This is a genomic window from Ruegeria sp. CE12 (assembly GCF_056537525.1).
Genome location: NZ_JBQFRS010000002.1, coordinates 297,480 through 320,533, shown reverse-complemented (window position 1 = coordinate 320,533; position 23,054 = coordinate 297,480). Strand labels below are relative to the sequence as shown.

23 protein-coding genes are annotated in these 23,054 nt (G+C 55.9%); 8 read left to right on the top strand and 15 right to left on the bottom strand.

Going from position 1 to position 23,054, the window contains the following annotated elements; genetic code table 11:
• Window positions 1–14 precede the first annotated feature (14 nt).
• The 4 genes from ACR0IO_RS06385 to ACR0IO_RS06370 form a co-directional block, all read right to left on the bottom strand.
• A complete protein-coding gene (locus ACR0IO_RS06385) occupies window positions 15–233 on the bottom strand; it encodes a GTA head formation protein, RCAP_rcc01685 family (protein ID WP_480740205.1) in 219 nt (72 codons plus the stop codon).
• On the bottom strand, window positions 226–1,389 hold the full coding sequence (locus ACR0IO_RS06380) for a phage portal protein (RefSeq protein WP_480740203.1): 1,164 nt from the start codon (window positions 1,387–1,389) through the stop codon (window positions 226–228). Before ACR0IO_RS06380 ends, ACR0IO_RS06385 begins: the two co-directional genes overlap by 8 nt.
• A gap of 676 nt (window positions 1,390–2,065) precedes the next feature.
• A complete protein-coding gene (locus ACR0IO_RS06375) occupies window positions 2,066–3,367 on the bottom strand; it encodes a DNA-packaging protein (protein ID WP_480740848.1) in 1,302 nt (433 codons plus the stop codon).
• A 577-nt stretch (window positions 3,368–3,944) separates the two neighbouring features.
• On the bottom strand, window positions 3,945–5,288 hold the full coding sequence (locus ACR0IO_RS06370; RefSeq protein ID WP_480740201.1) for a hypothetical protein: 1,344 nt from the start codon (window positions 5,286–5,288) through the stop codon (window positions 3,945–3,947).
• A gap of 345 nt (window positions 5,289–5,633) precedes the next feature.
• Here ACR0IO_RS06370 and ACR0IO_RS06365 point away from each other — a divergent pair, with 345 nt between their 5' ends.
• Window positions 5,634–6,899 (top strand): DEAD/DEAH box helicase, encoded by a 1,266-nt coding sequence (locus tag ACR0IO_RS06365; protein ID WP_155151078.1) that lies wholly within the window; start codon window positions 5,634–5,636, stop codon window positions 6,897–6,899.
• Window positions 6,900–7,203: 304 nt separating this feature from the next.
• On the opposite strand, the gene mltG is transcribed toward ACR0IO_RS06365, so the two are convergent.
• The 7 genes from mltG to fabD form a co-directional block, all read right to left on the bottom strand.
• Complete coding sequence (gene mltG, locus ACR0IO_RS06360) at window positions 7,204–8,361, bottom strand: endolytic transglycosylase MltG (protein WP_480740199.1); 1,158 nt, start codon at window positions 8,359–8,361, stop codon at window positions 7,204–7,206.
• The gene (fabF, locus tag ACR0IO_RS06355; RefSeq protein WP_155151081.1) at window positions 8,362–9,627 is read right to left on the bottom strand and encodes a beta-ketoacyl-ACP synthase II; all 1,266 of its coding nucleotides are present in this window, start codon (window positions 9,625–9,627) and stop codon (window positions 8,362–8,364) included.
• A gap of 207 nt (window positions 9,628–9,834) precedes the next feature.
• Window positions 9,835–10,578 (bottom strand): 1-(5-phosphoribosyl)-5-[(5-phosphoribosylamino)methylideneamino]imidazole-4-carboxamide isomerase, encoded by a 744-nt coding sequence (locus ACR0IO_RS06350; protein WP_480740196.1) that lies wholly within the window; start codon window positions 10,576–10,578, stop codon window positions 9,835–9,837.
• Window positions 10,579–10,694: 116 nt separating this feature from the next.
• Window positions 10,695–11,234 carry a GNAT family N-acetyltransferase gene (locus ACR0IO_RS06345; protein WP_155151087.1) on the bottom strand — a complete coding sequence of 180 codons (540 nt, stop codon included), beginning with the start codon at window positions 11,232–11,234 and terminating at the stop codon, window positions 10,695–10,697.
• A 137-nt stretch (window positions 11,235–11,371) separates the two neighbouring features.
• Window positions 11,372–11,605, bottom strand: a complete 234-nt coding sequence (locus ACR0IO_RS06340) for an acyl carrier protein (RefSeq protein ID WP_005982462.1) — start codon at window positions 11,603–11,605, stop codon at window positions 11,372–11,374.
• 210 nt (window positions 11,606–11,815) lie between these two features.
• Window positions 11,816–12,553: a 3-oxoacyl-[acyl-carrier-protein] reductase gene (fabG, locus tag ACR0IO_RS06335; protein WP_170330981.1), complete on the bottom strand. Its 738-nt coding sequence runs from the start codon at window positions 12,551–12,553 to the stop codon at window positions 11,816–11,818.
• A gap of 43 nt (window positions 12,554–12,596) precedes the next feature.
• Window positions 12,597–13,535, bottom strand: a complete 939-nt coding sequence (gene fabD / locus ACR0IO_RS06330; protein WP_480740194.1) for an ACP S-malonyltransferase — start codon at window positions 13,533–13,535, stop codon at window positions 12,597–12,599.
• A 161-nt stretch (window positions 13,536–13,696) separates the two neighbouring features.
• On the opposite strand from fabD, the gene ACR0IO_RS06325 reads away from it, so the two are divergent.
• Window positions 13,697–14,923: a cytochrome b/b6 domain-containing protein gene (locus ACR0IO_RS06325; protein ID WP_480740192.1), complete on the top strand. Its 1,227-nt coding sequence runs from the start codon at window positions 13,697–13,699 to the stop codon at window positions 14,921–14,923.
• Window positions 14,924–14,993: 70 nt separating this feature from the next.
• Here the strand turns inward: ACR0IO_RS06325 and ACR0IO_RS06320 are convergent, their stop codons facing one another.
• On the bottom strand, window positions 14,994–15,566 hold the full coding sequence (locus ACR0IO_RS06320) for a YceI family protein (RefSeq protein ID WP_155151097.1): 573 nt from the start codon (window positions 15,564–15,566) through the stop codon (window positions 14,994–14,996).
• 126 nt (window positions 15,567–15,692) lie between these two features.
• The gene (locus ACR0IO_RS06315) at window positions 15,693–16,202 is read right to left on the bottom strand and encodes a hypothetical protein (RefSeq protein ID WP_209016419.1); all 510 of its coding nucleotides are present in this window, start codon (window positions 16,200–16,202) and stop codon (window positions 15,693–15,695) included.
• A 279-nt stretch (window positions 16,203–16,481) separates the two neighbouring features.
• Here ACR0IO_RS06315 and rpsF point away from each other — a divergent pair, with 279 nt between their 5' ends.
• The 6 genes from rpsF (at window position 16,482) to ACR0IO_RS06285 (ending at window position 20,239) form a co-directional block, all read left to right on the top strand.
• Window positions 16,482–16,835 carry a 30S ribosomal protein S6 gene (rpsF, locus tag ACR0IO_RS06310; RefSeq protein ID WP_155151103.1) on the top strand — a complete coding sequence of 118 codons (354 nt, stop codon included), beginning with the start codon at window positions 16,482–16,484 and terminating at the stop codon, window positions 16,833–16,835.
• A gap of 27 nt (window positions 16,836–16,862) precedes the next feature.
• Window positions 16,863–17,090, top strand: a complete 228-nt coding sequence (rpsR, locus tag ACR0IO_RS06305; protein WP_005982441.1) for a 30S ribosomal protein S18 — start codon at window positions 16,863–16,865, stop codon at window positions 17,088–17,090.
• 12 nt (window positions 17,091–17,102) lie between these two features.
• On the top strand, window positions 17,103–17,723 hold the full coding sequence (gene rplI / locus ACR0IO_RS06300; RefSeq protein WP_170330987.1) for a 50S ribosomal protein L9: 621 nt from the start codon (window positions 17,103–17,105) through the stop codon (window positions 17,721–17,723).
• A gap of 151 nt (window positions 17,724–17,874) precedes the next feature.
• Complete coding sequence (locus ACR0IO_RS06295; RefSeq protein WP_155151877.1) at window positions 17,875–18,351, top strand: lytic transglycosylase domain-containing protein; 477 nt, start codon at window positions 17,875–17,877, stop codon at window positions 18,349–18,351.
• 226 nt (window positions 18,352–18,577) lie between these two features.
• Window positions 18,578–19,279, top strand: coding sequence for a helix-turn-helix transcriptional regulator (locus ACR0IO_RS06290; RefSeq protein ID WP_170330989.1), 702 nt, complete (start codon window positions 18,578–18,580; stop codon window positions 19,277–19,279).
• 96 nt (window positions 19,280–19,375) lie between these two features.
• Complete coding sequence (locus tag ACR0IO_RS06285) at window positions 19,376–20,239, top strand: acyl-homoserine-lactone synthase (RefSeq protein WP_480740188.1); 864 nt, start codon at window positions 19,376–19,378, stop codon at window positions 20,237–20,239.
• A 96-nt stretch (window positions 20,240–20,335) separates the two neighbouring features.
• Here ACR0IO_RS06285 and tig read toward each other — a convergent pair whose 3' ends face one another.
• Window positions 20,336–21,667, bottom strand: a complete 1,332-nt coding sequence (tig, locus tag ACR0IO_RS06280; RefSeq protein ID WP_480740846.1) for a trigger factor — start codon at window positions 21,665–21,667, stop codon at window positions 20,336–20,338.
• Window positions 21,668–21,851: 184 nt separating this feature from the next.
• Window positions 21,852–22,976: a porin gene (locus tag ACR0IO_RS06275; RefSeq protein WP_170330993.1), complete on the bottom strand. Its 1,125-nt coding sequence runs from the start codon at window positions 22,974–22,976 to the stop codon at window positions 21,852–21,854.
• Between the last annotated feature and the right edge of the window lie 78 nt (window positions 22,977–23,054).

The window sequence follows — 23,054 nt, the reverse complement described above, 5'->3', positions numbered from 1 at the left end:
GTAACTCACTGAACTCATGGCGTTACCACCAAGATCGACTGAAGCGCCTGCGCCAGAATGACAGCGACCACGCCGTAGACCGTCAGCCACAACCGTCGCTCTAGCCGCTCCATCATCTCTTCGATCTGATCCAGCCGTCGGCACAGATGCGCATGCTGGATCTCGGCCACCCGCTCGTGCGCGGCCAGACGCAGGCCCGGCGCGCATTCGAACGGAGGATACCCTTCAGACATCCGCACGCTCCGGCAGCCCCAGCAACGCGCGCTTCTCGGCATCGCTCAGGAACTCGGCCCCGCTGACCCGCGCCCATTGCGCATCGCGTTCCGCCGACAGCGCGGGCACCTGATCCAGATCAGGTTTCAGCAACAGATCCTCGCCGGTAAAGCCCGCCAGCCACTCCGACACCGCCGCCGCCACCCGCGTCACCAGGGGCAGCACGGTCAGGCGGTAAAACGCCCGGTTGGCCTCCTGATAGTTCGAATAGGTCGCGTCGCCCTGAATCCCCAGCAGCATCGGCGGGACCCCAAAGGCCAGCGCGATCTCGCGGGCGGCGGCTTCCTTGGTCTTTTGAAACTCCATGTCGGACGGAGAGAAGCCCATCGGCTTCCAGTCCAGCCCCCCTTCCAGAACCATCGGCCGTCCGGCGTTCCGCGCCCCGCGATAGTTCTGCTCGATCTCATCTGACAGTCGGCGGAACTGATCTTCTGCCATCACCCCATGGCCATCGCCGCCCTTCCAAACCAGCGCCCCCGAAGGCCGAGCCGCGTTATCCAACAGCGATTTTGACCACCGAGACGCGCTGTTGTGCACATCAATCGCCATCGCCGCCGCCTGCATCGGCGAGAACCCATAATGATCATCCTGCGGGTGGAACGACTTGATATGGCAGATATTTTCCGCCGCAAACCGGTGCTTTTTACCGCCGACCGCGTAGTCATACGCCTTGGGCCAACCATCTACGCCTGGCACCACGCTCATTCGGTCGGATCGCAGCACATGTAGTTCAACCGGCAACCCCTCGTCGGCCTGTACCGCCTCGACATAGGCATTGCCTGACAGCAGCAACTGCCCGAACAGAGCTTCCATCAACTCCGCCCGCCCCTGCGCCGCATTCGGACGGCGCATCAGCGACAGGATCGGATGCACATCAAACCGCTGCGCCTGATCCTGCAGCACCAGTGGCAAAGCCGCCGCCGCCTCAGCAATCAGCTTGACCGAGCGAAACCCCACCGGGTTCCCCGAAAACCCCGTCCGAGTCAGCGACACCGCGTCCCGAGGGCTCCACGCCACGCGCCCGCCCGTCTGCCACGCCACCACAGGCCCCGCCGCGCTCGCCTTCGCCTCCGGCGCGCCTTCAGCCGATCTACGACGCAAGAAATCGAATACCATCTGTGCTCCTTTCTACCGCCGCTCTGCCCGGCTCGTTGAAAGGAGTTATGAGGGAAAGAAGTTTAAGGCTTGGGAACGGGGCGTACGGGGGATGAGCAACGGGTATTCTGCGCAATTGCCCGCCGCAAAATAGTTGGTTAGCCTAACAACGTACCAATCTTTGAACGGAACAAAGCTTCCAAAACAAAATAGACGAAAAGGGCAGCTGCAAGATGAGAATACTGGCGGTCCTTTTATTGTTGATATGTAACAGCGCCAACGCGTTGAGCTTCAAGGAGTATGAATCTATTCCTATAGGCTCGAGTGAAATCGAGTTAATAAATTCCAACCGTTTGGTCCCAATTGAAGTCATAGTACGAAACACCGATCGCAAATACCTGCTCGCCTGCGCAATCTACGACGCGGATGGTAGGCTGATAGACGGTAAAACGGATTTTGCTGACTACGATCAAACGAGGTTCTTTTTCATCAGAAAGCCCGGCGATCGAGATCCTAAAACAGCTAAATGCATCCGTACCCAGATTTTGTATCCCTCGGAAGACGACTAGCTTGGGCCTTCACTAAATCCCAGCCAAGCTTATGTGTCTCGATAATCTTCTCGAATTCTGTTGCCCGCCGAACTGACATCTCAGCTAACTCACGCGACACTGTATGAGTAATGTTACCGTCCAATCTCTCACAAAATCCGCACCCTAGGTCGCCGATACGCACCCGCAGGCCCCACGATCAACTCATGTAGCGCCCAGACCAGCGCGTCGACTCTGTCGGGTGAACCCTGTCCCTCGAACCCCCGCGCAGTCATCTGGTACATCTGCTCCTCTAGCGCGACCAACCCCGCTACATGACGAACCCGCCCCTGCTCGTACAACGCCGCCACAGGCTCGGCCCGTGCGACCTTACCGCGTGACGCCCGCACCGCCCGGAACGGGACCAGAGGGTCCACCTGCCGCACGACCTCTTCCACCAACTGCCCGCCCTGATTGACCTCGGCCACCAGCCGTTCGGCCCCGAATTCATCCATCGCATCAATCGCCGCCTGCGCCCAGCCTGCCGGACCGACGCCCTGCACCGTCCGGTCGGCCAGCACATAGGCGCGCCAGTCTTCGGGCGATCCCTGCACCCGAGCCCCCACGACCACGATCCCGCAAGCATCCGCATCTGCCCCCGCCGTCACCGCCGGGTCCAGCGCCACGACGATCCGATCCAACGCAGGCACATGCGCGCACCGCGCCGCCTCCAGCATCGATCCGGTCCACAACGCCCCCTCGGCATCCGACAACAGCACCCCGTCCAGCTCCTGCCTCCCCAGCCGCGTGCCTGCATAGCGCGCGCACACCTCATCTAAGAAGGAATCCGCCAGATTGGCCCGGTTCGCCTCGGTCGGCGCATGGGTCTGCACGGTCGAGGGCGACGCCAGCAACTCCTTCAAAACCTTCACATTCCGCGGTGTGGTCGTCACACAGGCCCGAGGCCGATCCCCCAACCGCAGCGCAAACTGCAACATGTCCCAAGTCTCACCAGCTTTCTTCCACTTGGCCAGCTCATCCACCCAGGCCGCATCGAACTGAGGTCCCCTCAGCCCCTCCGGATCATGCGCAGAAAATACCTGCGCCTCGGCCCCGTTGGGCCAGATCAGTTTCCGTTCCGATGCCTTCCAGGTGGGTCGGCGATCCGGCGGAGAACACTGCAATATCCCGCTATCACCAAAGATCATCACATCGCGCACCTGGTCAAAGGTCTCACCAACCAACGCCACCCGACTGGCCTCACCTCTGTCCAAAGGCTTTGCTCCTTCGACCATCGACCGCACCCATTCTGACCCGGCTCGCGTTTTACCCGCACCGCGCCCACCCATAATGACCCATGACCGCCAGTCTCCCTCGGGTGGCAACTGATGCGGCAACGCCCAGAACTCGAACAGGAAAGGAAGGGCACAAAGCCCTCCCTCCCGGATCTCACTCAGAAATCTGTCCTGCAGCGCAACAGGTGCGGAGGCGAGCCAACCGGCACCCGACCTCAAATCGAGCTCGGTTAAGGTCGAGCGCGTATCCCCCTTGGGCAATTCCGGCTTGTCTGTGATGTTGTTCGACAAAGCTTGTCTCCACTTTCTGACAACTTCGGATCAGCCCCTCTAACTGCCCGAGTTGCTTGGCTGAACCAGCAAGATCTGCATCCTCCCCGGTTCCGATTTGCCTGCGCAGTTCTTCCGCTGCCTGGCGCAAACCGCGAATGGATGCCTCAAGCGACTGCAAAAGTTCTGCCGTCTGGGACATCCGCTCTTCCGGGGTAATCAAAGTCATGTTTGCCTGTGACCTCATGCGTGAGTTTTCTCCGCACGAGAGAAACGAAAAACGACCACCGGGTCGCCCCGAGGCCGTTGTTCACTTCTTCTAGCATGACACAAGGTGTATACGATTAAGCGCGCAAAGTCAATGGGTTATGCAACATGGACGCAACACGGTGCGTACGGAAACCGAACGAAACATTAAGACAGAGCTCAACAATCGCTCACCTGGGTTTACCAAAAACAATTCCCGTAAAGGCGGTGCGACGCATTACGGAACCATCGTTGCAAGAAACGACAACGCCGGGGAATCCTTGCGCTCATAGGCAAGTTTGATCGCTTCCCCAACCCTACCTTGCGCTATCATCAATCGCTCAAGCGCGAAATTTCGGTCATCAAAGACAGAACGCCCATTTGAGTTGGGGTGCAAACGCCAAAGGTCCTCATACGTGTCCAGAGCACCTTCTATATCCCCTTGCTGCACCTGCAAATACCCAAGAACACCCAATCCTTCGCGTTGATATTCTGCAGGAATACTTAGACCCAACAGCGACAAGTCATTGTAACCGGATTGCAGATAAGCACGCCCCACAGTCCACAACCGTCGCTCGTAGTCAAAGCAATCCTCTGCATCCTGCAAATATAGTAATATCTCGCCGTTGTTCCCGCTAGATGCCGCATGAACGGCTCTGATCCCATCGACTGTGACGCTCGAAAACACATGAGAATTTTCAATGGACCAAATCAGCAACTCCATTTGTTTCGTATCGCCCGCAACCGCATGGACAAGGGCAAAGTCATCGGTGCTCGAATCGTAGCGATCCAGATTTTGCTGCTTCATGAACTCAAGCAGTTCCAGAGCCCCATCTACCTCGCCGTCCATCGCCATGGTCAAGGCTATATTTGACAGATGCAAAGCGCGATTTTCAGCATCCAGCAGATGATCTGCAAGAACTTGCGCATTCTGATATTCTTTCTTCTTCACACGAGTATCAATGCTGTCAGCCTTCAGAAATAACCGCTCCTTGGGCACCCCAACTGTCTCGATAAGTTGCAGCGCCTCCGAATAACGCCCTTGCAGAATCAGAACATTGACCACTTCGCGCTCAAGCAAGGCCTGCTCTTCGGTAGTTGCCGCCTCAAGCAGCGCTTCAACCTTTGCTCGATCTCCTGCAAACATCAGGAAATAGCCCGCCGCGGCCTTTGCGTGTTTTTGCCTCTTGGTCTCAAGCTCCGGCATGAGATCGAGAATATACGTCGCGAAATCCGCCGCCGTTTCCGGCGCTTCGTTCATCAACGGTCCAATCAAAACGTCTGAATGAAACCTCAACAGTGCGCCTTGCCGTGCCACATCGGGCCATTTTTCTGCAAAATGGGCAAGAAACGCTGCCCGCGTTTCTGCGTGATCAGGCGCACCCGAACGCTCCTGATGAACCAAAATCCTAAGGGTGCTCCGCATCCAATAGCCAGGATCGTACTCGGCCTCGGCAGCTTCGGTCGCGAGACCAAACACGCAATCGCGCGTCGGCTCGGTCAGACATGTATCAACCTCGGCAGAAACCGGATCGCTGGCCACTAGAAGGCCCGCAAAAACAATCGATCCAATAGTTTTCAAGGTCAAAGCTCCAACGAATGGCTTTCGGATATTCTGAGTACACATCCCTGCGTCGCTAATCCAGCGCCAGATCAACCCGGATTGGAGGCAAAACTTGACATTTCCCCCAATACCCCGCATGAGCGACCACAACACCGCGCTGCCGCGTGAGCACGTGGGCCCTGAACAGCCCCCACAGCGCCCGACTTTCACCAGTTCCCATTCACGCAGGGTTCTTGACGCGACGACCGGATGATGCAGGGTGCGCTTGCACTTCTGAGGTCTCGCACAACCCCTGTCGGTCGCGGATGCGGCCCGTCATGACTTGTCCATGAGTCATCCTCATGGGCGCAAAAGGATAGTTAATTGTTCGACTTCGACATGCTTGGCCTTGCGCCAGCGCTTAACGATGCGCTCAAAAGCGCCAATTTCACTCAACCCACTCCAATTCAGAACCAGGCAATCCCGCTGGCGCTGAACGGGCATGATATTCTTGGGCTGGCGCAGACCGGTACCGGCAAAACGTTGGCCTTTGGCTTGCCACTGATCGACCATCTGCTTGCCCAGCCCGGAAAGCCGGACCCCAAAACTGCCAAGGCGTTGATCCTTGCCCCCACCCGCGAGCTGGTGAACCAGATCGCTGACAGCCTGCGCAACCTCACAAAGAAAACCAAACTGCGTGTGGCGACAGTAGTTGGCGGCCAGTCGATCAATAAACAGATCATGTTTCTGGCACGAGGCACGGATATTCTCGTCGCGACCCCCGGGCGCCTGATCGATCTAATGGAGCGTCGTGCCGTTGACCTCAGCTCGGTACGGCACCTTGTTCTCGATGAAGCTGATCAGATGCTGGATCTCGGCTTCATTCACGCGCTCCGCAAGATTGCTCCACAGCTGGGCACACCGCGCCAGACAATGTTGTTCTCGGCCACCATGCCCAAGCAGATGGAAGAACTCAGCCGCGCTTACCTGACCAACCCACAAAGGGTTCAGGTCTCGCCTCCGGGCAAGGCAGCAGACAAGATCACCCAATCGATCCACTTCGTCAGCAAACCCGGAAAACCATCAAAGCTGCGCGAAATCCTGTCCCAGGATACCGACGCTCTCACGCTGGTCTTTTCCCGCACCAAACACGGTGCTGAGAAATTGATGAAGGGCCTGGTGGCGGATGGTTACAACGCTGCGTCGATTCACGGCAACAAAAGCCAGGGACAGCGCGATCGTGCCATCAAGGCCTTTCGCGCGGGTGAGATTAACGTACTTGTAGCAACCGATGTTGCAGCGCGCGGTATCGACATCCCGGGCGTTGCCTATGTGATCAACTACGACCTGCCCGAAGTTCCTGACAACTATGTCCACCGCATCGGTCGTACAGCCCGCGCAGGCCGCGAGGGCGAAGCAATTGCGTTCTGTTCGGCGGAAGAAGTCGATCTGCTGCGTCAGATCCAGAAACTGATGAAGATCGAAATCCCGGTGGCCAGTGGCACCATGCCCGAAGCTGTGGAGCCCAAGAAACCAGCAGGACGCCGCGGCAATGGCCCCCGCCGGGGACGAGGACCACAGTTCAAGCCTGAAGGTGCATCAAAGCCCGCCAACAAAAAACGGCGTCCGCGTCGCCGCCCGGCTGCATAACCAAAACTCGAGGATCAGAGTGGCTTGTGCCCTTTGATCCTCGTGACTGCCAGTCGCATATAGCTGAAAACTTCGGTTGGTCTGCGCCCCAGTTGTGCTGTCCGGCAAGTTCCATTGATATGGGCCAAGATCTCTCGAATCTCGGCATTTGGAAGCGAAACTTCAAAAGTCCGCATTTTCGATTGAGGCCTTAGAAATTCAGGGTTCGTCGCGAACCACGAATTATCCAAGAACACCTTCTTTCACCGAACAAGAAAGCCATCCGCGCCAAGACGCGGATGGCTTCGAACTTTTGTTAACAGGGTCAGTTACCCGAATTCCGCTCGGCTTCGATTTCGCGCCATTTGGCAACGTTCCGATTGTGCTCCTGCAGTGTCTCGGCAAAGGCATGCCCACCCGTACCATCAGCCACAAAGAACACGTAGTTCGTTTGATCAGGCGATACCGCTGCCTCAAGGCTTGCGAGACCCGGGTTTGCGATCGGTGTCGGCGGCAATCCATCAATCTGATAGGTATTCCAAGGGGTTGGTCTGTTCAGTTCACTCCGCCGCAAACCGCGACCCAGAGTACCCTGACCCTTTGTAACACCGTAGATCACCGTGGGGTCCGTCTGCAGCTTCATGCCTTGGTTCAGTCGGTTTACAAAGACGCTGGCCACCTGTCCGCGCTCTTCCGGAACGCCGGTTTCCTTTTCGATGATCGAGGCAAGGATCAGCATCTCTTCGGGGCTTTCCAGCGGAAGGCCCTCCTGACGCGCTTCCCAAGCGGCGTTAATTCTTAGCTGCTGTTTGTCCTGCATTTCCTGCAGAACTGCATTCCGATCTTCGCCCGGCGTTACTTCATAACTATCCGGTGCCAACATGCCCTCGGCAGGTATCTCTGCCACTTCTCCGGTCAGCATGTCGACCGATTTCAGAGCTTCGACAACCTGCCAGCTTGTCACCCCTTCAGCCAGTGAGATGCGATAGCGCGTATCCGCCTCATTCCGCTTCTCACCATACACTGCAGGAACTTCATCCTCGCCGACTTCGAACGAAGCGATTTCGACAAAGTTCAGTGTCGCAGGGTCCAGTTCGCGCACGCGCGTCTGAGTGCGGGTCACACCGATACGGTATTCAATCTCGGTTCCGCAGGTGCTGGCGCCACTACGCGTGATCTCATCGACGATCTCTTCCATCGATGCGCCTTCACGCACCAGAAAGCTGCCTGCCTTCAACTGCTGAGACTTGTCAGCGTAGTCGGCTGCCATCCGGAATATCGTGGCGCTGCTGATCGCTCCCTGATCCTCAAGCTCGCGGCTGACCCTGGTCATGTTCGACCCGGGCTTCACCTGCAGGCACATGGCGGTTTCAAGCGGGCCCTCGGCCTTGTATTGCGACTGCCCCCACAGGATCAGACCACCCATCAGAAACAGGCCGACCACCAGGATGGTCAGCATGTTCGACGCCAGAGCCCGCCACATTTAACTGACCTTTCCGAAGATCACGCTGGCGTTGGTGCCGCCAAATCCAAACGAGTTCGACAGTGCAACGTTGATTTCCCGCTCGCGCTTGGCGTTAGGAGCCAGATCAATCGGAGTTTCAACTGCCGGATTGTCCAGGTTAATCGTCGGCGGCGCGACCTGATCGCGAATAGCAAGGATTGAGAAAATCGCCTCGATTGCACCCGCTGCTCCCAACAGGTGGCCTGTAGCCGATTTCGTTGAAGTCATGGTCGCCTTACTCGCGTGCTCGCCCAACAGACGCTCAACTGCACCCAGTTCAATGGTGTCGGCCATGGTCGAAGTACCATGCGCGTTGATGTAGTCTAGATCATTCGGTTCAAGTCCGGCGCTGCGCAGCGCGGCTTTCATCGAACGTTCCGCACCATCACCATCCTCAGACGGTGCAGTAATGTGATAAGCATCGCCCGACATGCCATAGCCCAGCACTTCGGCGTAAATCTTGGCACCGCGCGCTTTGGCGTGTTCATAGTCTTCGAGAACCACAATACCGGCACCCTCGCCCATAACGAACCCATCGCGGTCAATATCGTATGGGCGACTGGCTTTCTTCGGATCGTCGGCATATTTGGTGGACAGCGCTTTGCACGCGTTGAAACCGGCAATACCGATTTCGCAGATACAACCTTCGCCACCACCAGCGACCATAACATCTGCATCGCCCGCGCGGATGATCCGGCTTGCGTCTCCAATAGCATGAGCACCTGTTGAACAGGCCGTTACGACCGAGTGGTTAGGCCCTTTGAACCCGTGGCGGATCGACACCTGACCAGAGGCAAGGTTGATCAACGCACCCGGAATAAAGAACGGGGAAACCCGACGCGGGCCTTTGTCTCGGATCAGGTTTGCAGTATCGGCAATTGAACCCAGACCGCCAATGCCGGAACCGATCAGCACCCCTGTGCGCAGGCGCGATTCTTCGTCCTCGGGCAACCAGTCGGCATCTTTGCAGGCCATTTCGGCAGCTGCGATTGAATAGAGGATAAAGTCCTCGATCTTGCGCTGCTCTTTAGGCGGCATCCAGTCGTCAGGATTGAATGTGCCGTCTGTCCCGTCGCCGCGCGGAACCTCGCAGGCATAGGTGGTGGTTACACCACTTGCTTCGGCATCGAACTGAGTGATTGGGCCCGCGCCCGACTCTCCGTCCAGCAACCGTGACCACGTTTCCTCGACCCCGCTGGCCAAAGGAGTGACCAATCCCAGACCGGTTACAACGACTCTGCGCATGAAATGCCTCTTGCCTGCTTCCTGTTTGAGAACCGCTCATACCCCGGCCCGGGGTCCGGGGGCAAGAGCAACAGCATATTCCCTACCGGCATCATACCGCCAAAACGGGTAAGAACTGGCTTCTGAACCGGAGATTTCGAATTGAAATAACAAAATCCGCCCCTTCCAGAATTCAGAAGAAGCGGATCATCGTTTAATTCGGCAGCTTTATTGGAACTGTGCCACCGGTTCGTGTGCAGCTTTGGCAACGTCCAAAGCCTCGGTCAGATCCAGCGACTTGCGGAACAGCGCCCGACCGACCAGCGCGCCGGAAATGTTGTGAATGTAAGCCAGCCGGGAAATGTCATCAGCCGTGCGGACCACACCGCTGGCGATTACTGGCGTACGAGAATGAGCCGCCAACCCCGAGATCAAGCCTAGCTGCGCTTCTACATCTTCCATGTCGCTGTCGATATCCGTGACAAGGATCGCAGCGAAGGGCGTACCCTCGAACGCATCAATAAACGCTTCGGGCGTGAATGCACTTTGGCTACGCCAACCTTCGGTCATGACATATCCCTGCCAGACGTCCACCGCGAGAACGATCTGGTCCGGGTAGAATTTGGCAAGTTCCTTGACCAGATGCGGATCGCGCGCTGCGAGAGTGCCGATGACGATGCGACCGGCCCCCTTGTCGATCCAATGTTCGACCTGTTCACGGCTGCGCATACCACCCGCCAGTTGTACCGGCATTTCTGCTGTACGAATAATCTCCTCTACCAACTCAGCATTGGTATCACGGCCTTCGATCGCATCGAAGTCGGTCAGATGCATCCATTCTGCTCCGGCCGTAGACCATCCGCGCGCAGTTTCGGCGGGGTCGACATGCCAGATCATCGCTTCGTCCAGACGGCCTTTGTCCAATGTGACACAACGGCCATTCTGCAATTCCATGGTGGGGTAAATCATCATGAGCCCGCTCCTACGCTCTGGTAATCCAGAATAACATACAAGCGGCAATTGCGTGCACATTTTACAGTATCGGCAAACCGGGTTCTATTTGCGGCACTCATCCGGCCGGATATGTTTCAGATCCGTGCAGGCGGTCCGTCGCGGCGAAACAAATGAACTGGCGTATCGTTGTATACAGACTCGCGCAGTTTCACATATCCCAGTTTCCCGGCAAGGTTCTGCGAAGCAGTATTGGTCGCATCCACCAACGCCACAAGCGGCCCGGGAATGACCCTGTCGAACCAGTCATGTGCAGCCTGCGCAGCCTCGTAACCAAACCCCTGCCCCTGCGCCTCAGGAGCAAGCACCCAACCTGCTTCGGGGAAAGTATCAAAATCCTCACCGAGGCATCGATTGCCGTAGAAGAATCCAGCTTGCCCAATGAGTACGCGATTCGACTGCATGACCACGCCCCATTGACCAAATCCGGCCATCTGCCAGTGGCCTGCGTTTCGCAGAAAGGAATCCCAGGCTTCGCCACGGCTGCGGGGTTTGCCGCCGATATGTCGCACAACACAGGGATTACGCCAGATTTCGGCGAACCGATTGAAATCCTCTGGTCGCATCGCGCACAGCGTCAGACGCGCAGTATTTATCATCGGGGTGGATCTTATCATGCCCTTGCCCGCTCAGGTTTTGCCTCTGGTTCACAGTGCAAACCCGAGATTCACCACGCAAGCTCGAATTTCTTGCAGGCATAAAAAACGGCGCTTCCGTTGCCCGGAAGCGCCGCTTTTGATCAATTTCGAAACTCTTAGGAAGCTTCGCTGATGAATTTGACGGCGTCGCCAAAGGTCTGAATGGTCTCGGCTGCGTCATCAGGGATCTCGATGCCGAACTCTTCTTCGAAGGCCATAACCAGCTCAACGGTGTCCAGGCTGTCCGCGCCCAGATCGTCGATGAAGGAAGCGTTTTCTGTCACTTTGTCTTCTTCAACACCCAGGTGCTCAACAACGATCTTTTTAACGCGATCTGCGACGTCGCTCATGTCTATTCCTCATTCCATTTCAGGGCGCTTTGCCCGGTTCTGCCCTTGCCCGCTCGGGGTGGCTTTGTTTGCCCTTACCGGGCGGTTTGCGTCCCGGGTCACCGGGAAAGTTGAAGGCCGACCAAAATGACCGGCCTCTGCATTTATGCGCCGCCTAATAACACAGACTACGCAAGAGGCAAACGCTTTCGCACCTGCCTCCGACAGCGCCTACAACATGGCCATACCGCCATTCACATGCAAGGTGGTTCCGGTAACATATCCTGCTTCGGGGCTTGCAAGGTACAAAACTGCCGCAGCAATTTCAGACGGTTCGCCCATCCGACCTGCTGGCACCTGTCCCAGAATGCCCTCTTTCTGGTCATCTGTCAGTTTTGCAGTCATTGCAGTCGTAATGAAGCCAGGCGCCACTGCGTTGGCTGTGATTCCACGACTTGCGACCTCATAGGCCAGTGATTTGGTCATACCAACCATACCGGCTTTGGATGCTGCATAGTTTACCTGACCCGGATTACCGGTTGCACCGACGACGGATGAGATGTTTATGATCCGGCCCCAGCGCGCCTTCATCATGCCGCGCAGCACGCCCTTACACAGCTTTGCTGTTGCGGTCAGGTTCACGTCAATTACGCTCTGCCATTCGTCATCAGACATCCGCATGAAGATATTGTCGCGTGTAATACCGGCGTTGTTCACCAGAATATCTACCGAACCCATTGCATCGGCCGCTTGCTTCGGCAGCGCGGCCACAGCCTCCAGATCGCTCAGGTTGCACGGCAACACATGCGCGCGCTCACCCAGTTCATCGGCAAGTGCCTGCAAAGGCTCAACCCGGGTTCCAGAAAGTGCAACGGTCGCGCCCGCCGCATGCAGTGAGCGTGCAATGTCACCGCCAATCCCGCCCGAAGCTCCGGTGATCAGAGCATTCTTACCAGTCAAATCAAACATTCGGTTTCCCTCTTGGTTCGTCGAAAGTGACGAGAAATTATGATCAGGCGTCTGCCTGAATGGCTTTTTGAACATCTTCAGGCGTACCAACCGCCTGACATGCAATGGACCGCTCGATCTTGCGGATCATCCCGGACAGCGCTTTGCCAGCGCCAATTTCCCACGCACCGGTCACACCCTGAGCAGCCATATACTGAACACTCTCGCGCCAACGAACTGAACCTGTGACCTGCTCGACCAGCAGCTGGCGGACCAGATCCGGGTCAGTGACCGCTTCGGCGCGCACATTGGCAACCAACGGCACTGCAGGTGCCTTAATCTCAACCTTTGCCAGCGCCTCGGCCATCACATCCGCTGCAGGCTGCATCAATGCGCAGTGGAAAGGGGCACTGACCGGCAGCATAATCGCACGCTTTGCGCCCTTTTCCTTGGCAATCTCAGCAGCACGTTCAACGGCGGCCTTAGCCCCCGAGACCACGACCTGTGTCGGATCGTTATCATTTGCAGCCTGGCAAACCTCTCCCTGAGCAGCCTCTTCTGCGACTGCACGTACAGCATCCAGGTCCAAACCAAGAATTGCGGCCATCGCGCCCTCACCCACCGGCACGGCGCTCTGCATTGCTTGACCGCGCGTCCGCAGAAGACGAGCTGTATCGGCAACGGACAGCGCACCAGCAGCAGCCAATGCCGAGTATTCACCCAGTGAATGACCGGCTACGAAAGATGCCTTGCCGATCGAAACACCTTCAGCCTCAAGCGCACTCATCGCCGCCATCGACGTTGCCATCAATGCAGGCTGTGCGTTCTGTGTCAGAGTCAGCTCTTCGATGTCGCCTTCCCAGATCAGCGCACTGAGCTTTTCACCCAGTGCCTCATCCACTTCATCAAACACGGCTTGCGCGGCGGGATATGCGTCAGCCAGCGCCTTGCCCATTCCGATGGTCTGGGCACCCTGCCCGGGGAAAACGAACGCGATTGTCATTGCGACCTCTTGGATGACGTTAGGTTGCGGCGGGGTGTAAACCGAGTGACGCCGCCGCACAAGCTCTGCATTCTGACACTTATTCTGTGCGCACTACGCTATTGTGTGTTTGCACCAGCCAATTAGGGTGTCCGCAGCCAATCAATCGGAGCCTGCGACAGATGCCCCTGACTAACACCATATCCAGCTATGGCGGAGTGACCAAAGCCTTCCACTGGCTAACCGCCTTGCTGATTTTGACGGCCCTGCCCCTCGGCTGGGTCGCTGAAAGTATGGCCCATGCAATCTACGACCCAAGTATTGCGTCAACCGAAGAAGATATCGCGCGCGCGGCCCGTCTTTTTTCGTTGCACAAAACGATTGGGATCACGGTGTTTTTCGTCGCGCTTGCCCGCATTCTATGGGCCTTGACGCAAACAAAGCCCGGTCTTTTAAACGCAGAAAACAAGCCCGAAGCATTTGCCGCAGAAACCGTTCACTGGCTTCTATACGGATCGCTTGTGCTCGTCCCGCTCAGTGGCTGGGTTCACCACGCCGCTGCCGAAGGGTTTGCTCCGATCCTCTGGCCTTTTGGACAAAACCTGCCCTTGGTCCCCAAATCGGCTCATCTGGCCGAATTGACCGCAAACCTTCACTGGCTGTTCATGTGGACTTTGGTCGGGGCACTGGCTCTTCATATTATGGGCGCTTTGAAACACCATGTCGTGGACAAGGACAGCACTTTGCGCCGCATGCTGCCTGGACGCTCTGATGCGCCTCAACCTCCCGATCAGCATCGTTCGATGGTTCCTGCTCTAGCTGCTGCAGTTGTCTGGGTAGGCGTGTTGTCCGGTGGCTGGATGACCGGTACCTTCGATGATGACGCACATGGCGAAACTGACGCGACAGAACTGACCGAAGTGCAATCCGACTGGAAGGTGCAGGAAGGCAACTTGTCCATCACAATAACTCAGCTTGGCAGCCCGGTGACCGGGACATTTGCCGATTGGACGGCTGCAATCATCTTTGACGAGACCGATGATCCCGGGTTGGTCGGTTCAGTCGACGCTACGGTTGCAATTGGATCGCTCAGCCTTGGAACCGTCACCGATCAGGCGATGGGAGCTGATTTCTTCGACAATGCCCAGTTCCCGACGGCGCAGTTCTCGGCTGACCTTTACAAAACCGACGAGGGATACGAGGCCCGTGGCCCCTTGACGATCAGAGATAAAACACTGGATGTCGTTCTACCCTTCACATTGGATATCGAAGACGACACCGCGAACATGGCAGGAGAACTGGAACTGAACCGTCTTGATTTCGATGTCGGAAAGTCCATGCCTGCTGAAGACTCGCTTGCTTTTGCCGTCACCGTTTCGGTTGAGCTTACCGCAACCGAGTCCGAGTAGATGTGAGCAAACAAAAAAACCGCCGGAGCGATAGCCACCGGCGGTTTCTTTTTGTCTTACGACCGGATCTTTAGTCAGCTTTCTGAGCTTCGACCGAAATCCTGACTTCGACTTCATCGCTGACGAAGGGTGCGAACTGACCCAGATCGAAATCACTGCGTACAAGCGTTGTGGTCGCATCGAAACCTGCCCATGGCTTCTTTGCCATCGGATGCTCGGCAACCTGGTTCAGTTTTGCATCCAGAACCACAGATTTGGTTACGCCGTTCATAGTAAGATCGCCGGTGATGTTCGCAGTGCCTTCACCCGTGACCTCGATTCCGGTCGAGGTGAATGTGATCAGGTCACCTTCGGCAACGCCAAAGAAATCTTCAGTCATGAAGTGGTCTTCGCGCGGCTTCCAGCCGGTGATCATCTCAACGACAGGCATCGAGACGCTTACACTCGAAGCTGCGGGATCTTCCTGATCGAACATGATCTCGCCTTCGAAACCTGAGAACATGCCATAGGTCGTCGAAAACCCGAGGTGGTTATAGCTGAAGACGACCTGGCTATGGCTGGGGTCCAGAACATATTTTTCGGCGCTCGCAAACGCCGTTGTCGCTGATACGGCCAGTGCAGCAGCAAGGAGGGTGGATTTCATGACAATCTCCGCAATTTTGTGTTCGCAAACCTATTGGGTTGCTCAACAACGAAAATGTGCCGCCCAAGGGCGGCACACAACCTCTATTCTCTCACAAATTCTGTTCCTTAATGAACAGACGCGTTTTTAAGCGAAAATCGCGACACTTCCGCTAAGTTGGCCCTTCAGCGCTCGGCTGACATCCGCCGATTCCAGCGGCAACTTCATCAGAACACTGCCATCAACATCAAACAGTTCGACCTCATCATCTGCAAATCGTGCACCGCCCAATGAGTCGTAGCCGCGGCGCAGAACCGTCTGCGGACGTCCATTCTCGTTCTTTTGCAACACACGTACTTCGCGACGGATCGGATCGAAATAAGCGTCAGGGCGCGGATCCAGCACTTCGATTGTCAGCAGGCTTACCCCTGCAATCAGGAACACCATCGAAGCCACCAGCTTGATCGGCCAAACCTCTGCACCGGCCACCGAACCGGGCATCAGCCACATCGAAAACGCTGACACGATAAGAAATGCGCCGAGCACGCGGAAGAGGATCAGTCGCGCTTTCCAGTTCGGCGCGAAGGTGATCATCACCGGTACAGATTCATCATACGCCGAGTTCGGCGCCGCTTGTTGAAATGTGTTCGTATTCATCACGGCCATCGCTTTTGCCCTGTCTGTGTTTTCCGACCACCCGGGTAACTCCCGGCTTGCAAACAACTTTGAGCCGAAAAGCGTCAGGAATTGGGCACCCCAATGGAAATTGGACGACTTCACCAAGGCATATGTGGCGGGACTTGCCCCTGCCGTACAAACGTGTATATGGGGCCATCCTTCGCAATATACATGAATCGCGCAGCCTCTCGTGGCAGGGTCGCGAAGGACCAGATGGCCCCGCCTTTGAAATGCGCCTTGATAGAAACAGGAGTGCACATGCCACTGTATGAGCATGTAATGATCGCGCGTCAGGACCTGTCCAACGCGCAGGCAGAAAGCCTCGTCGAACATTTCGGCACCGTTCTGGCTGACAACGGCGGCAACGTCGTCGAAAGCGAGTACTGGGGCGTTAAGACGATGGCCTACAAGATCAACAAGAACCGCAAAGGCCACTATGCCTTCCTGAAGACCGACGCCCCTGCTGGCGCCGTTCAGGAAATGGAACGCCTGATGCGCCTGCATGACGACGTCATGCGCGTTCTGACCATCAAGGTCGACGAGCATGCCGAGGGCCCCTCGGTCCAGATGCAGAAGCGCGATGAGCGCGAAGGCCGCCGCGAGCGCCGCTGATCAAAGCCTGACGAAAGGACATATACCATGGCCGCAAAACCATTTTTCCGCCGCCGCAAGGTTTGCCCGTTCTCGGGCGACAACGCGCCGAAGATCGACTACAAAGACACTCGTCTGCTGCAGCGCTACATCTCTGAGCGTGGCAAGATCGTTCCTTCGCGCATCACCGCCGTTTCGGCGAAAAAGCAGCGTGAACTGGCCCGTGCTATCAAGCGCGCCCGCTTCCTCGCCCTGCTGCCCTACGCCGTGAAGTAAGGAGAGACTGACATGCAAGTTATCCTTCTGGAACGCGTTGCGAAACTGGGTCAAATGGGCGACGTCGTTGACGTCAAGCCTGGCTACGCCCGCAACTTCCTGCTGCCCCAAGGCAAAGCGCTGAGCGCGTCCGAGTCGAACATCGCCTCGTTCGAAGCCCAGAAAGCGCAGCTTGAGGCACGCAACCTGGAAACCAAGAAAGAAGCTGAAGCACTGGCTGAAAAGCTGGACGGCCAGCAGTTCATCGTGATTCGCTCGGCATCGGATGCCGGCGCCCTGTATGGCTCGGTCACCCCGCGTGACGCCGCAGACGCCGCAACCGACGCTGGTTTCACCGTCGACAAGAAACAGGTCATCCTGATCGCACCGATCAAGGAACTGGGCCTGCACTCGGTTGCAGTTAAGCTGCACCCCGAAGTCGAAGTTGAGATCAAGATGAATGTTGCCCGTTCGGAAGAAGAAGCCGAACTGCAGGCATCGGGCAAATCGATCCAGGAACTGGCAGCCGAAGAAGAAGCCGCTGCTGAATTCGAGATCGCTGAACTGTTCGACGACATCGGCTCGGCCGCCTCGGAAGACGAAGAGCTGGCTCCCGAAGCTGCTCCGGCTGAGGAAGACGAAGCCAAAGCCTAATCCTTTTGGACTTCAGATACGAAAGGCCGCGTATGATTGCGCGGCCTTTTTTCTTTGCGCCATACGAGCAAAATTTGGCCAGAATTCAGACCTAAGCTTGCAGTCTGATGATGGCACCATATCATCGGTCATCGCATCTCGGAGATTCCCCATGACTGACTACTTTCGCCGCAGCGTATTGGCCTTTGTTCTCTTTGCTCCGCTGGCCGCTTGCGGTGGCCCGGACACGCCGACGCAAGATACATTCAATCCCCCACTCTACCCCAATGAAACGCCCGAACTGCGTGAATCAATCAACAAATGGGCGGATCACTACGAGCTGCCGCGTGAATTGCTGCATAAACTTGCCATTCGCGAAAGCACCCACCGTCCCTGGGCCGTAAACCGCCCTTACTATGGCTTACTGCAAATCCTTCCCGCTACCGCGCGATCGATGGGCTACACCGGAAATGCTCAAGGGTTGCTGGATGCAGATACAAATCTCGAGTTTGCAGGAAAATACCTGCGCGGCGCATGGCTTCTGTCGGACGGTGATCAGCAACGAGCAATCTTTTTGTATGCCAAGGGCTACTATCCCGAGGCAAAAAAGCGTGGAATGTTGGTCGAGACCGGGTTGGTCAAAGAATAATGTCGTCTGATTTGCGAAAAACCCTCGGCCAAAGACCGTTTGGTGTGGATTACCCGCAATAAACTAACAGAATCGCGTTAATCTGTTGCCAATAGCACTCAATAAGCCCATGTGATATACACAAATGGCTTGCACAAGACCCTTTGGTTGACGCAACGTAGACTTCTATGGGGAAAGATATGGCAGTTTGTTGGGGAACGCTGCCGACGGTACAAAGGTTGGACAGTTGAAGCTCATCGACTTGGCCGCAATAGATCACGAGGAGAAGTCGGCTTACGACATCATTAACTCTGTATGTGATGAGCTTGGCTTCGACTACGCCTCTTATGCGACCACACACCCAGTTAAGGGCGACGTGCAGGGTTATGCAAATTACCCTGACGAGTGGAAGATTCATTATGGGAGCCAAGGCTTTCATAAGGTTGATCCAACACTCTATCAATCCGCGCTGAGTATTGCGCCCGTTGATTGGGGGCGTTTCAATCATGATGACAAGTTCAATGCCGTTTTCCGTGACGCCCATGATTTCGGAATTACCGACCGCGGGCTGACCGTACCGATCCGTGGGCCATATGGTGAATGTGGCTTGTTGAGCGTCACCAAGGATTGCTCTGACACCGAATGGAAAAAGCTGAAGAAACATGTCATGGGGGATCTTCAGCTGGCAGCTGTACAGGCGCATGATACCGTTATGCAGTCAGGATTGCTGGCCAAGGCGCTATATCTACCTGCCCTGTCATCGCGCGAAAAAGAGATCTTGCAATGGACAGCTGAAGGTAAATCTCAGCAGGATATCGGTGATATTCTTTGCATCTCTCACCGCACTGTTGAAGTTCATATGCGCTCTGGTCGCGAAAAATTGGGTGCTTTGACTACCCCACAAGCCATAGGAAGGGCAATAGGTCTGGGTTTAATCTACCCTGGGTAATCAAATTAGGCCCAAAATTACGGGAAATCCCCAATAGTCTTGTTTCGAAACTAAGTTAATCTCCTCTCTACGGTAACCAGACTGTAGGGGGATGGAATGATCATCGTAATTGATGGTATCAACCAGCATAAGTTCAATGATGTCTTGGATGACATGTATAAACTGCGGGCACGTGTGTTCGGGGATCGCCTTGGGTGGGATGTAAATATCCAAGACGGGCGTGAGAAGGACCAGTTCGACGACCTGCATCCTGCACACGTGGTCAGCATCAACGACGAGGGGGACGTCGTTGGGTGCATGCGCCTGTTGCAGACCACCGGGCCACACATGCTGGCCGATGTATTCAGCTCGATTATGGACGGCGAACCGCCCATTCGAAGCTCTCAGGTATGGGAAGCAACCCGCTTCTGTGTAGACACAAAGAAACTTGGACGAGGACGTGGTAAGAATTCCGTGTCTTACGTGACCAGCGAAGTCATGATCGGCTCATTCGAATACGCCCAGGAGGCGGGTGTTCTGGATGCGATCGCAGTCATTGACCCAGTCATGAATCGGGTGCTTCAGCGTTCGGGCAATGCGCCGTGCGATTATGTCGGATCGGCAAAACCGATGGGCAAGGTTGTTGCGATGGCGGCATTGATGGATTGCTCGGATGAGCGTATCTCAGCCATTCGCGAATATGCCGAAATTGATCACGACGTCTTCCTGACGGATGAGCAGGCACTCGAAAGGTTTGAAGCAGGCCGGATTTCGTTCCAGCAAGATGCCACAACCGCGAATTTAGACCACCAACCGCTCACTGAACTGGAAAAGTACTTTGTCGAGCAAATGCACTCGGCAACAACGAAAACCGAAGTCGAAGCTGTTCTCAGATTGATCGAGGCACTTTCGGATCGGTTCACCCCAGAGCAGAAGACTGCTCTGTTAAAGACCCCCCGTGCTTTTGCTCATGAGGCCTGACCCCCTCACCTCATAAGTCAAAGCCACCCATGCGGAGCCGTCTTATTTCAGACGGCTCCGCTTTATTTTGGCCCCTGATCAGGGGAAGGAAGAGGATTATTCCTCTTCCAGCGCCTCAACGGCTTTCTGAAGGTCATCTTTGCTGACTTCTTTGTCTGCAACCTGAGCCAGTTCGAAGACGTAGTCGATAACCTTGTCTTCAAAGATCGGTGCGCGCAGCTGCTGCTGCATCTGAGCGTTCTGCTGCACGAACTCAAAGAACTGACGTTCCTGTCCAGGGTACTGACGTGCCTGGTTCATGATTGCCTGAGTCATCTCGGCATCAGTAACTTCAACTTCGGCTTTCTGACCCAGTTCTGCCAGCAGCAGACCCAGACGCACGCGGCGTTCGGCCAGCTTGTTGTGCTCGTCGGTCGGCTCGATCTCGGCGTGGTCGTGACCTTCCACTTCCGGGTTTTCTTCGTGCCACAGCTGGTGTGCGATCTGCTTGGCTTCGGCATCAACCAGCGACGGCGGCAGGTCGAACGATACCTTTGTGTCCAGCGCGTCCAGCAGGGCACGCTTCATAACCGCGCGAGATGCACCGGCGTATTCTGCTTCCAGACGCTCGGCGATCTGAGCCTTCAGCGCAGCCAGATCTTCTGCACCGAATTTTGTAGCCAGTTCATCGTTGACCTCAGCAGCGACCGGCTCTTTCACCTCTTTGATGGTGCAGGTGAAAACAGCGTCTTTGCCAGCTAGGTGCTCGGCACCGTACTCTTCGGGGAAGGTTACGTTGACGTCCTTCTCCTCTTCGGCTTTTACACCAATCAGTTGCTCTTCGAAGCCGGGGATAAAGCTGTTCGAGCCCAGAACCAGCGGATAATCTTCTGCTGAACCGCCCTCGAACTCTTCGCCGTCAACTTTACCAACAAAGTCGAATACGATCTGGTCACCATCTTTGGCTTTGGAGCCTTTGCGACGCGCTTTGAAATCCTGCGCCGTCTCGGCCAGATTGTTCAGTGCTTCTTCGACAGCTGAGTCATCTGCTTTGACTACCAGCTTTTCCAGTTCGACCGACTTCAGGTCTACCTCAGGGATTTCAGGCAGCGCTTCATAGGACATTGCCACTTCGACGTCATCGCCTTCTTTCCAGTCCTCGTTGGTCATCTTGACCTCGGGCTGCAGGGCAGGACGTTCGCCGCTGTCTTCAAAATGCTTGTTCATCGCGCCGTCGATGGATTCCTGCATCGCTTCGCCCAGCAGGCGCTGGCCAAACTGCTTTTTCAGCAGCGCCATCGGCACCTTGCCTTTGCGGAAACCCTTCATTTCGATTTCCGGCTGCGCTTCGGTCAGCTTTTCGTTGACCTTTTCGTCCAGCTCGGCGGCGGTGACAGTGATGTTGTAACCGCGTTTCAGACCTTCGTTCAGCGTCTCGGTAACCTGCATTATGGTAGTCCCCATAGGATTCGGGGCGCGCAAAACGGCGCGCCGGGCAAATTTGACGCCTTCTATTTGCCCAGCCGCCCGCGTGCAAGGGGCAAGTGCCAGATCTGCCCTGTTTTACCGACCTAACAAACAAAAAAACGCCCCAGTGCGAGCCGAGGCGTTTTTAGATCACAAAGAGATCTGGTCAGAACCTCCAACGGGCGCCAAGCACCCATGCTTCGTTCTTGTCAAAAGACACACTGTCTTTGAAGTCATGGTTGCGATACTTCAGATAGGCATCCGTATTAATGCTGTCGATACGCTGAACAACGGCGATACCCCAGGCTCTTGTGCTGGATCCGTCATTCTCAAAATCAGCGCCGTCGTAGTAGTCGATACCGACCCCGGTTTTACCCCACGAAATCCAGTCATCCTCATATGCGATCTTGCCATACCAGTAGTTCGGATCAGACGCTCCGACCGCATCATTGCTTCGCGTACCACCTGCAACGGTAAAGCTCAGACCGTTTTGCAGCAGAACCGAGGCCGAACCGATGGTGTCCTTACGATCACCCGAGTTATCGTCTGCCTGACGAACTGCATAAGCGACACCCGCCGAGAACTCGACGCCACCGCTGAAGGTGTTGTTATAGAAAACACCTACGTCGTAGTAGTCGTCATCATCGCTGCTGGACAGAATGTTCTGACCATATGCAAAACCGGCAGAGAATCCGTTGAAGCTGGGTGTGTCATAACGAATGCGACCGCGGCGTGAGCCATCAAAGTTGCTGCTGGAGTCGCCGACGGTGATGTCACTCAGAATGCCGTCAGTGCCGCGATAAAAGAAGCCCGAGTTTTCATCATTGGTAAATGAGTAAAGCGCCGTACCTACATAGGACAGATCTACTTCGGCAGCACCATCCGATACCATGCTGCCCTGACCGGCTGAGAATTTACCCCAGTTGCCCTTTAGCGCAAAATCAACGTGGCGGATGTCTTCACGCGTCCAGCCGCTGAAGTTGGTACCAAGCTGGTTCCATTCGGACGAGTTTGGCAGGCCCAGTGCCGATTCAAACCGGAACGTGAACTCGTTTTGGCCAAACGGCTGCATCAGGCGCAGACCAACGCGGCTGTTTGACAGATCGTTGTCCAACACGCGGGTCTCAGTTTGCTGCCCATCATCTACCGAGATGAGTGCAGGGTTGAACTGTCCGTACAGCAGGACATATCCGCCACTGTTATTTTCGTATTTCAACTCGGCAGCGGCTGGAATTGCCGTCGTTGCGGCCAGTACTGCAGCTGCGGAAGAGAGTTTAAGATTAAGGGTCATTTCACTCACCATGAAAAGTTCCGGTTTCAGGTACTGCTCAAATGTTTACTGAACGCGATGGTTCCAGAGGCGCTCAGT

What these genes read in the sequence shown, in the direction of transcription:
- ACR0IO_RS06385 (WP_480740205.1), bottom strand. Translation starts at nt 233, where the DNA reads ATGTCTGAAGGGTATCCTCCGTTCGAATGCGCGCCGGGCCTGCGTCTG.
- ACR0IO_RS06380 (WP_480740203.1), bottom strand. Translation starts at nt 1,389, where the DNA reads ATGGTATTCGATTTCTTGCGTCGTAGATCGGCTGAAGGCGCGCCGGAG.
- mltG (WP_480740199.1), bottom strand. Translation starts at nt 8,361, where the DNA reads ATGTGGCGGGCTCTGGCGTCGAACATGCTGACCATCCTGGTGGTCGGC.
- fabF (WP_155151081.1), bottom strand. Translation starts at nt 9,627, where the DNA reads ATGCGCAGAGTCGTTGTAACCGGTCTGGGATTGGTCACTCCTTTGGCC.
- ACR0IO_RS06350 (WP_480740196.1), bottom strand. Translation starts at nt 10,578, where the DNA reads ATGATGATTTACCCCACCATGGAATTGCAGAATGGCCGTTGTGTCACA.
- ACR0IO_RS06345 (WP_155151087.1), bottom strand. Translation starts at nt 11,234, where the DNA reads ATGATAAGATCCACCCCGATGATAAATACTGCGCGTCTGACGCTGTGC.
- ACR0IO_RS06340 (WP_005982462.1), bottom strand. Translation starts at nt 11,605, where the DNA reads ATGAGCGACGTCGCAGATCGCGTTAAAAAGATCGTTGTTGAGCACCTG.
- fabG (WP_170330981.1), bottom strand. Translation starts at nt 12,553, where the DNA reads ATGTTTGATTTGACTGGTAAGAATGCTCTGATCACCGGAGCTTCGGGC.
- fabD (WP_480740194.1), bottom strand. Translation starts at nt 13,535, where the DNA reads ATGACAATCGCGTTCGTTTTCCCCGGGCAGGGTGCCCAGACCATCGGA.
- ACR0IO_RS06325 (WP_480740192.1), top strand. Translation starts at nt 13,697, where the DNA reads ATGCCCCTGACTAACACCATATCCAGCTATGGCGGAGTGACCAAAGCC.
- ACR0IO_RS06320 (WP_155151097.1), bottom strand. Translation starts at nt 15,566, where the DNA reads ATGAAATCCACCCTCCTTGCTGCTGCACTGGCCGTATCAGCGACAACG.
- ACR0IO_RS06315 (WP_209016419.1), bottom strand. Translation starts at nt 16,202, where the DNA reads ATGAATACGAACACATTTCAACAAGCGGCGCCGAACTCGGCGTATGAT.
- rpsF (WP_155151103.1), top strand. Translation starts at nt 16,482, where the DNA reads ATGCCACTGTATGAGCATGTAATGATCGCGCGTCAGGACCTGTCCAAC.
- rpsR (WP_005982441.1), top strand. Translation starts at nt 16,863, where the DNA reads ATGGCCGCAAAACCATTTTTCCGCCGCCGCAAGGTTTGCCCGTTCTCG.
- rplI (WP_170330987.1), top strand. Translation starts at nt 17,103, where the DNA reads ATGCAAGTTATCCTTCTGGAACGCGTTGCGAAACTGGGTCAAATGGGC.
- ACR0IO_RS06295 (WP_155151877.1), top strand. Translation starts at nt 17,875, where the DNA reads ATGACTGACTACTTTCGCCGCAGCGTATTGGCCTTTGTTCTCTTTGCT.
- ACR0IO_RS06285 (WP_480740188.1), top strand. Translation starts at nt 19,376, where the DNA reads ATGATCATCGTAATTGATGGTATCAACCAGCATAAGTTCAATGATGTC.
- tig (WP_480740846.1), bottom strand. Translation starts at nt 21,667, where the DNA reads ATGCAGGTTACCGAGACGCTGAACGAAGGTCTGAAACGCGGTTACAAC.
- ACR0IO_RS06275 (WP_170330993.1), bottom strand. Translation starts at nt 22,976, where the DNA reads ATGACCCTTAATCTTAAACTCTCTTCCGCAGCTGCAGTACTGGCCGCA.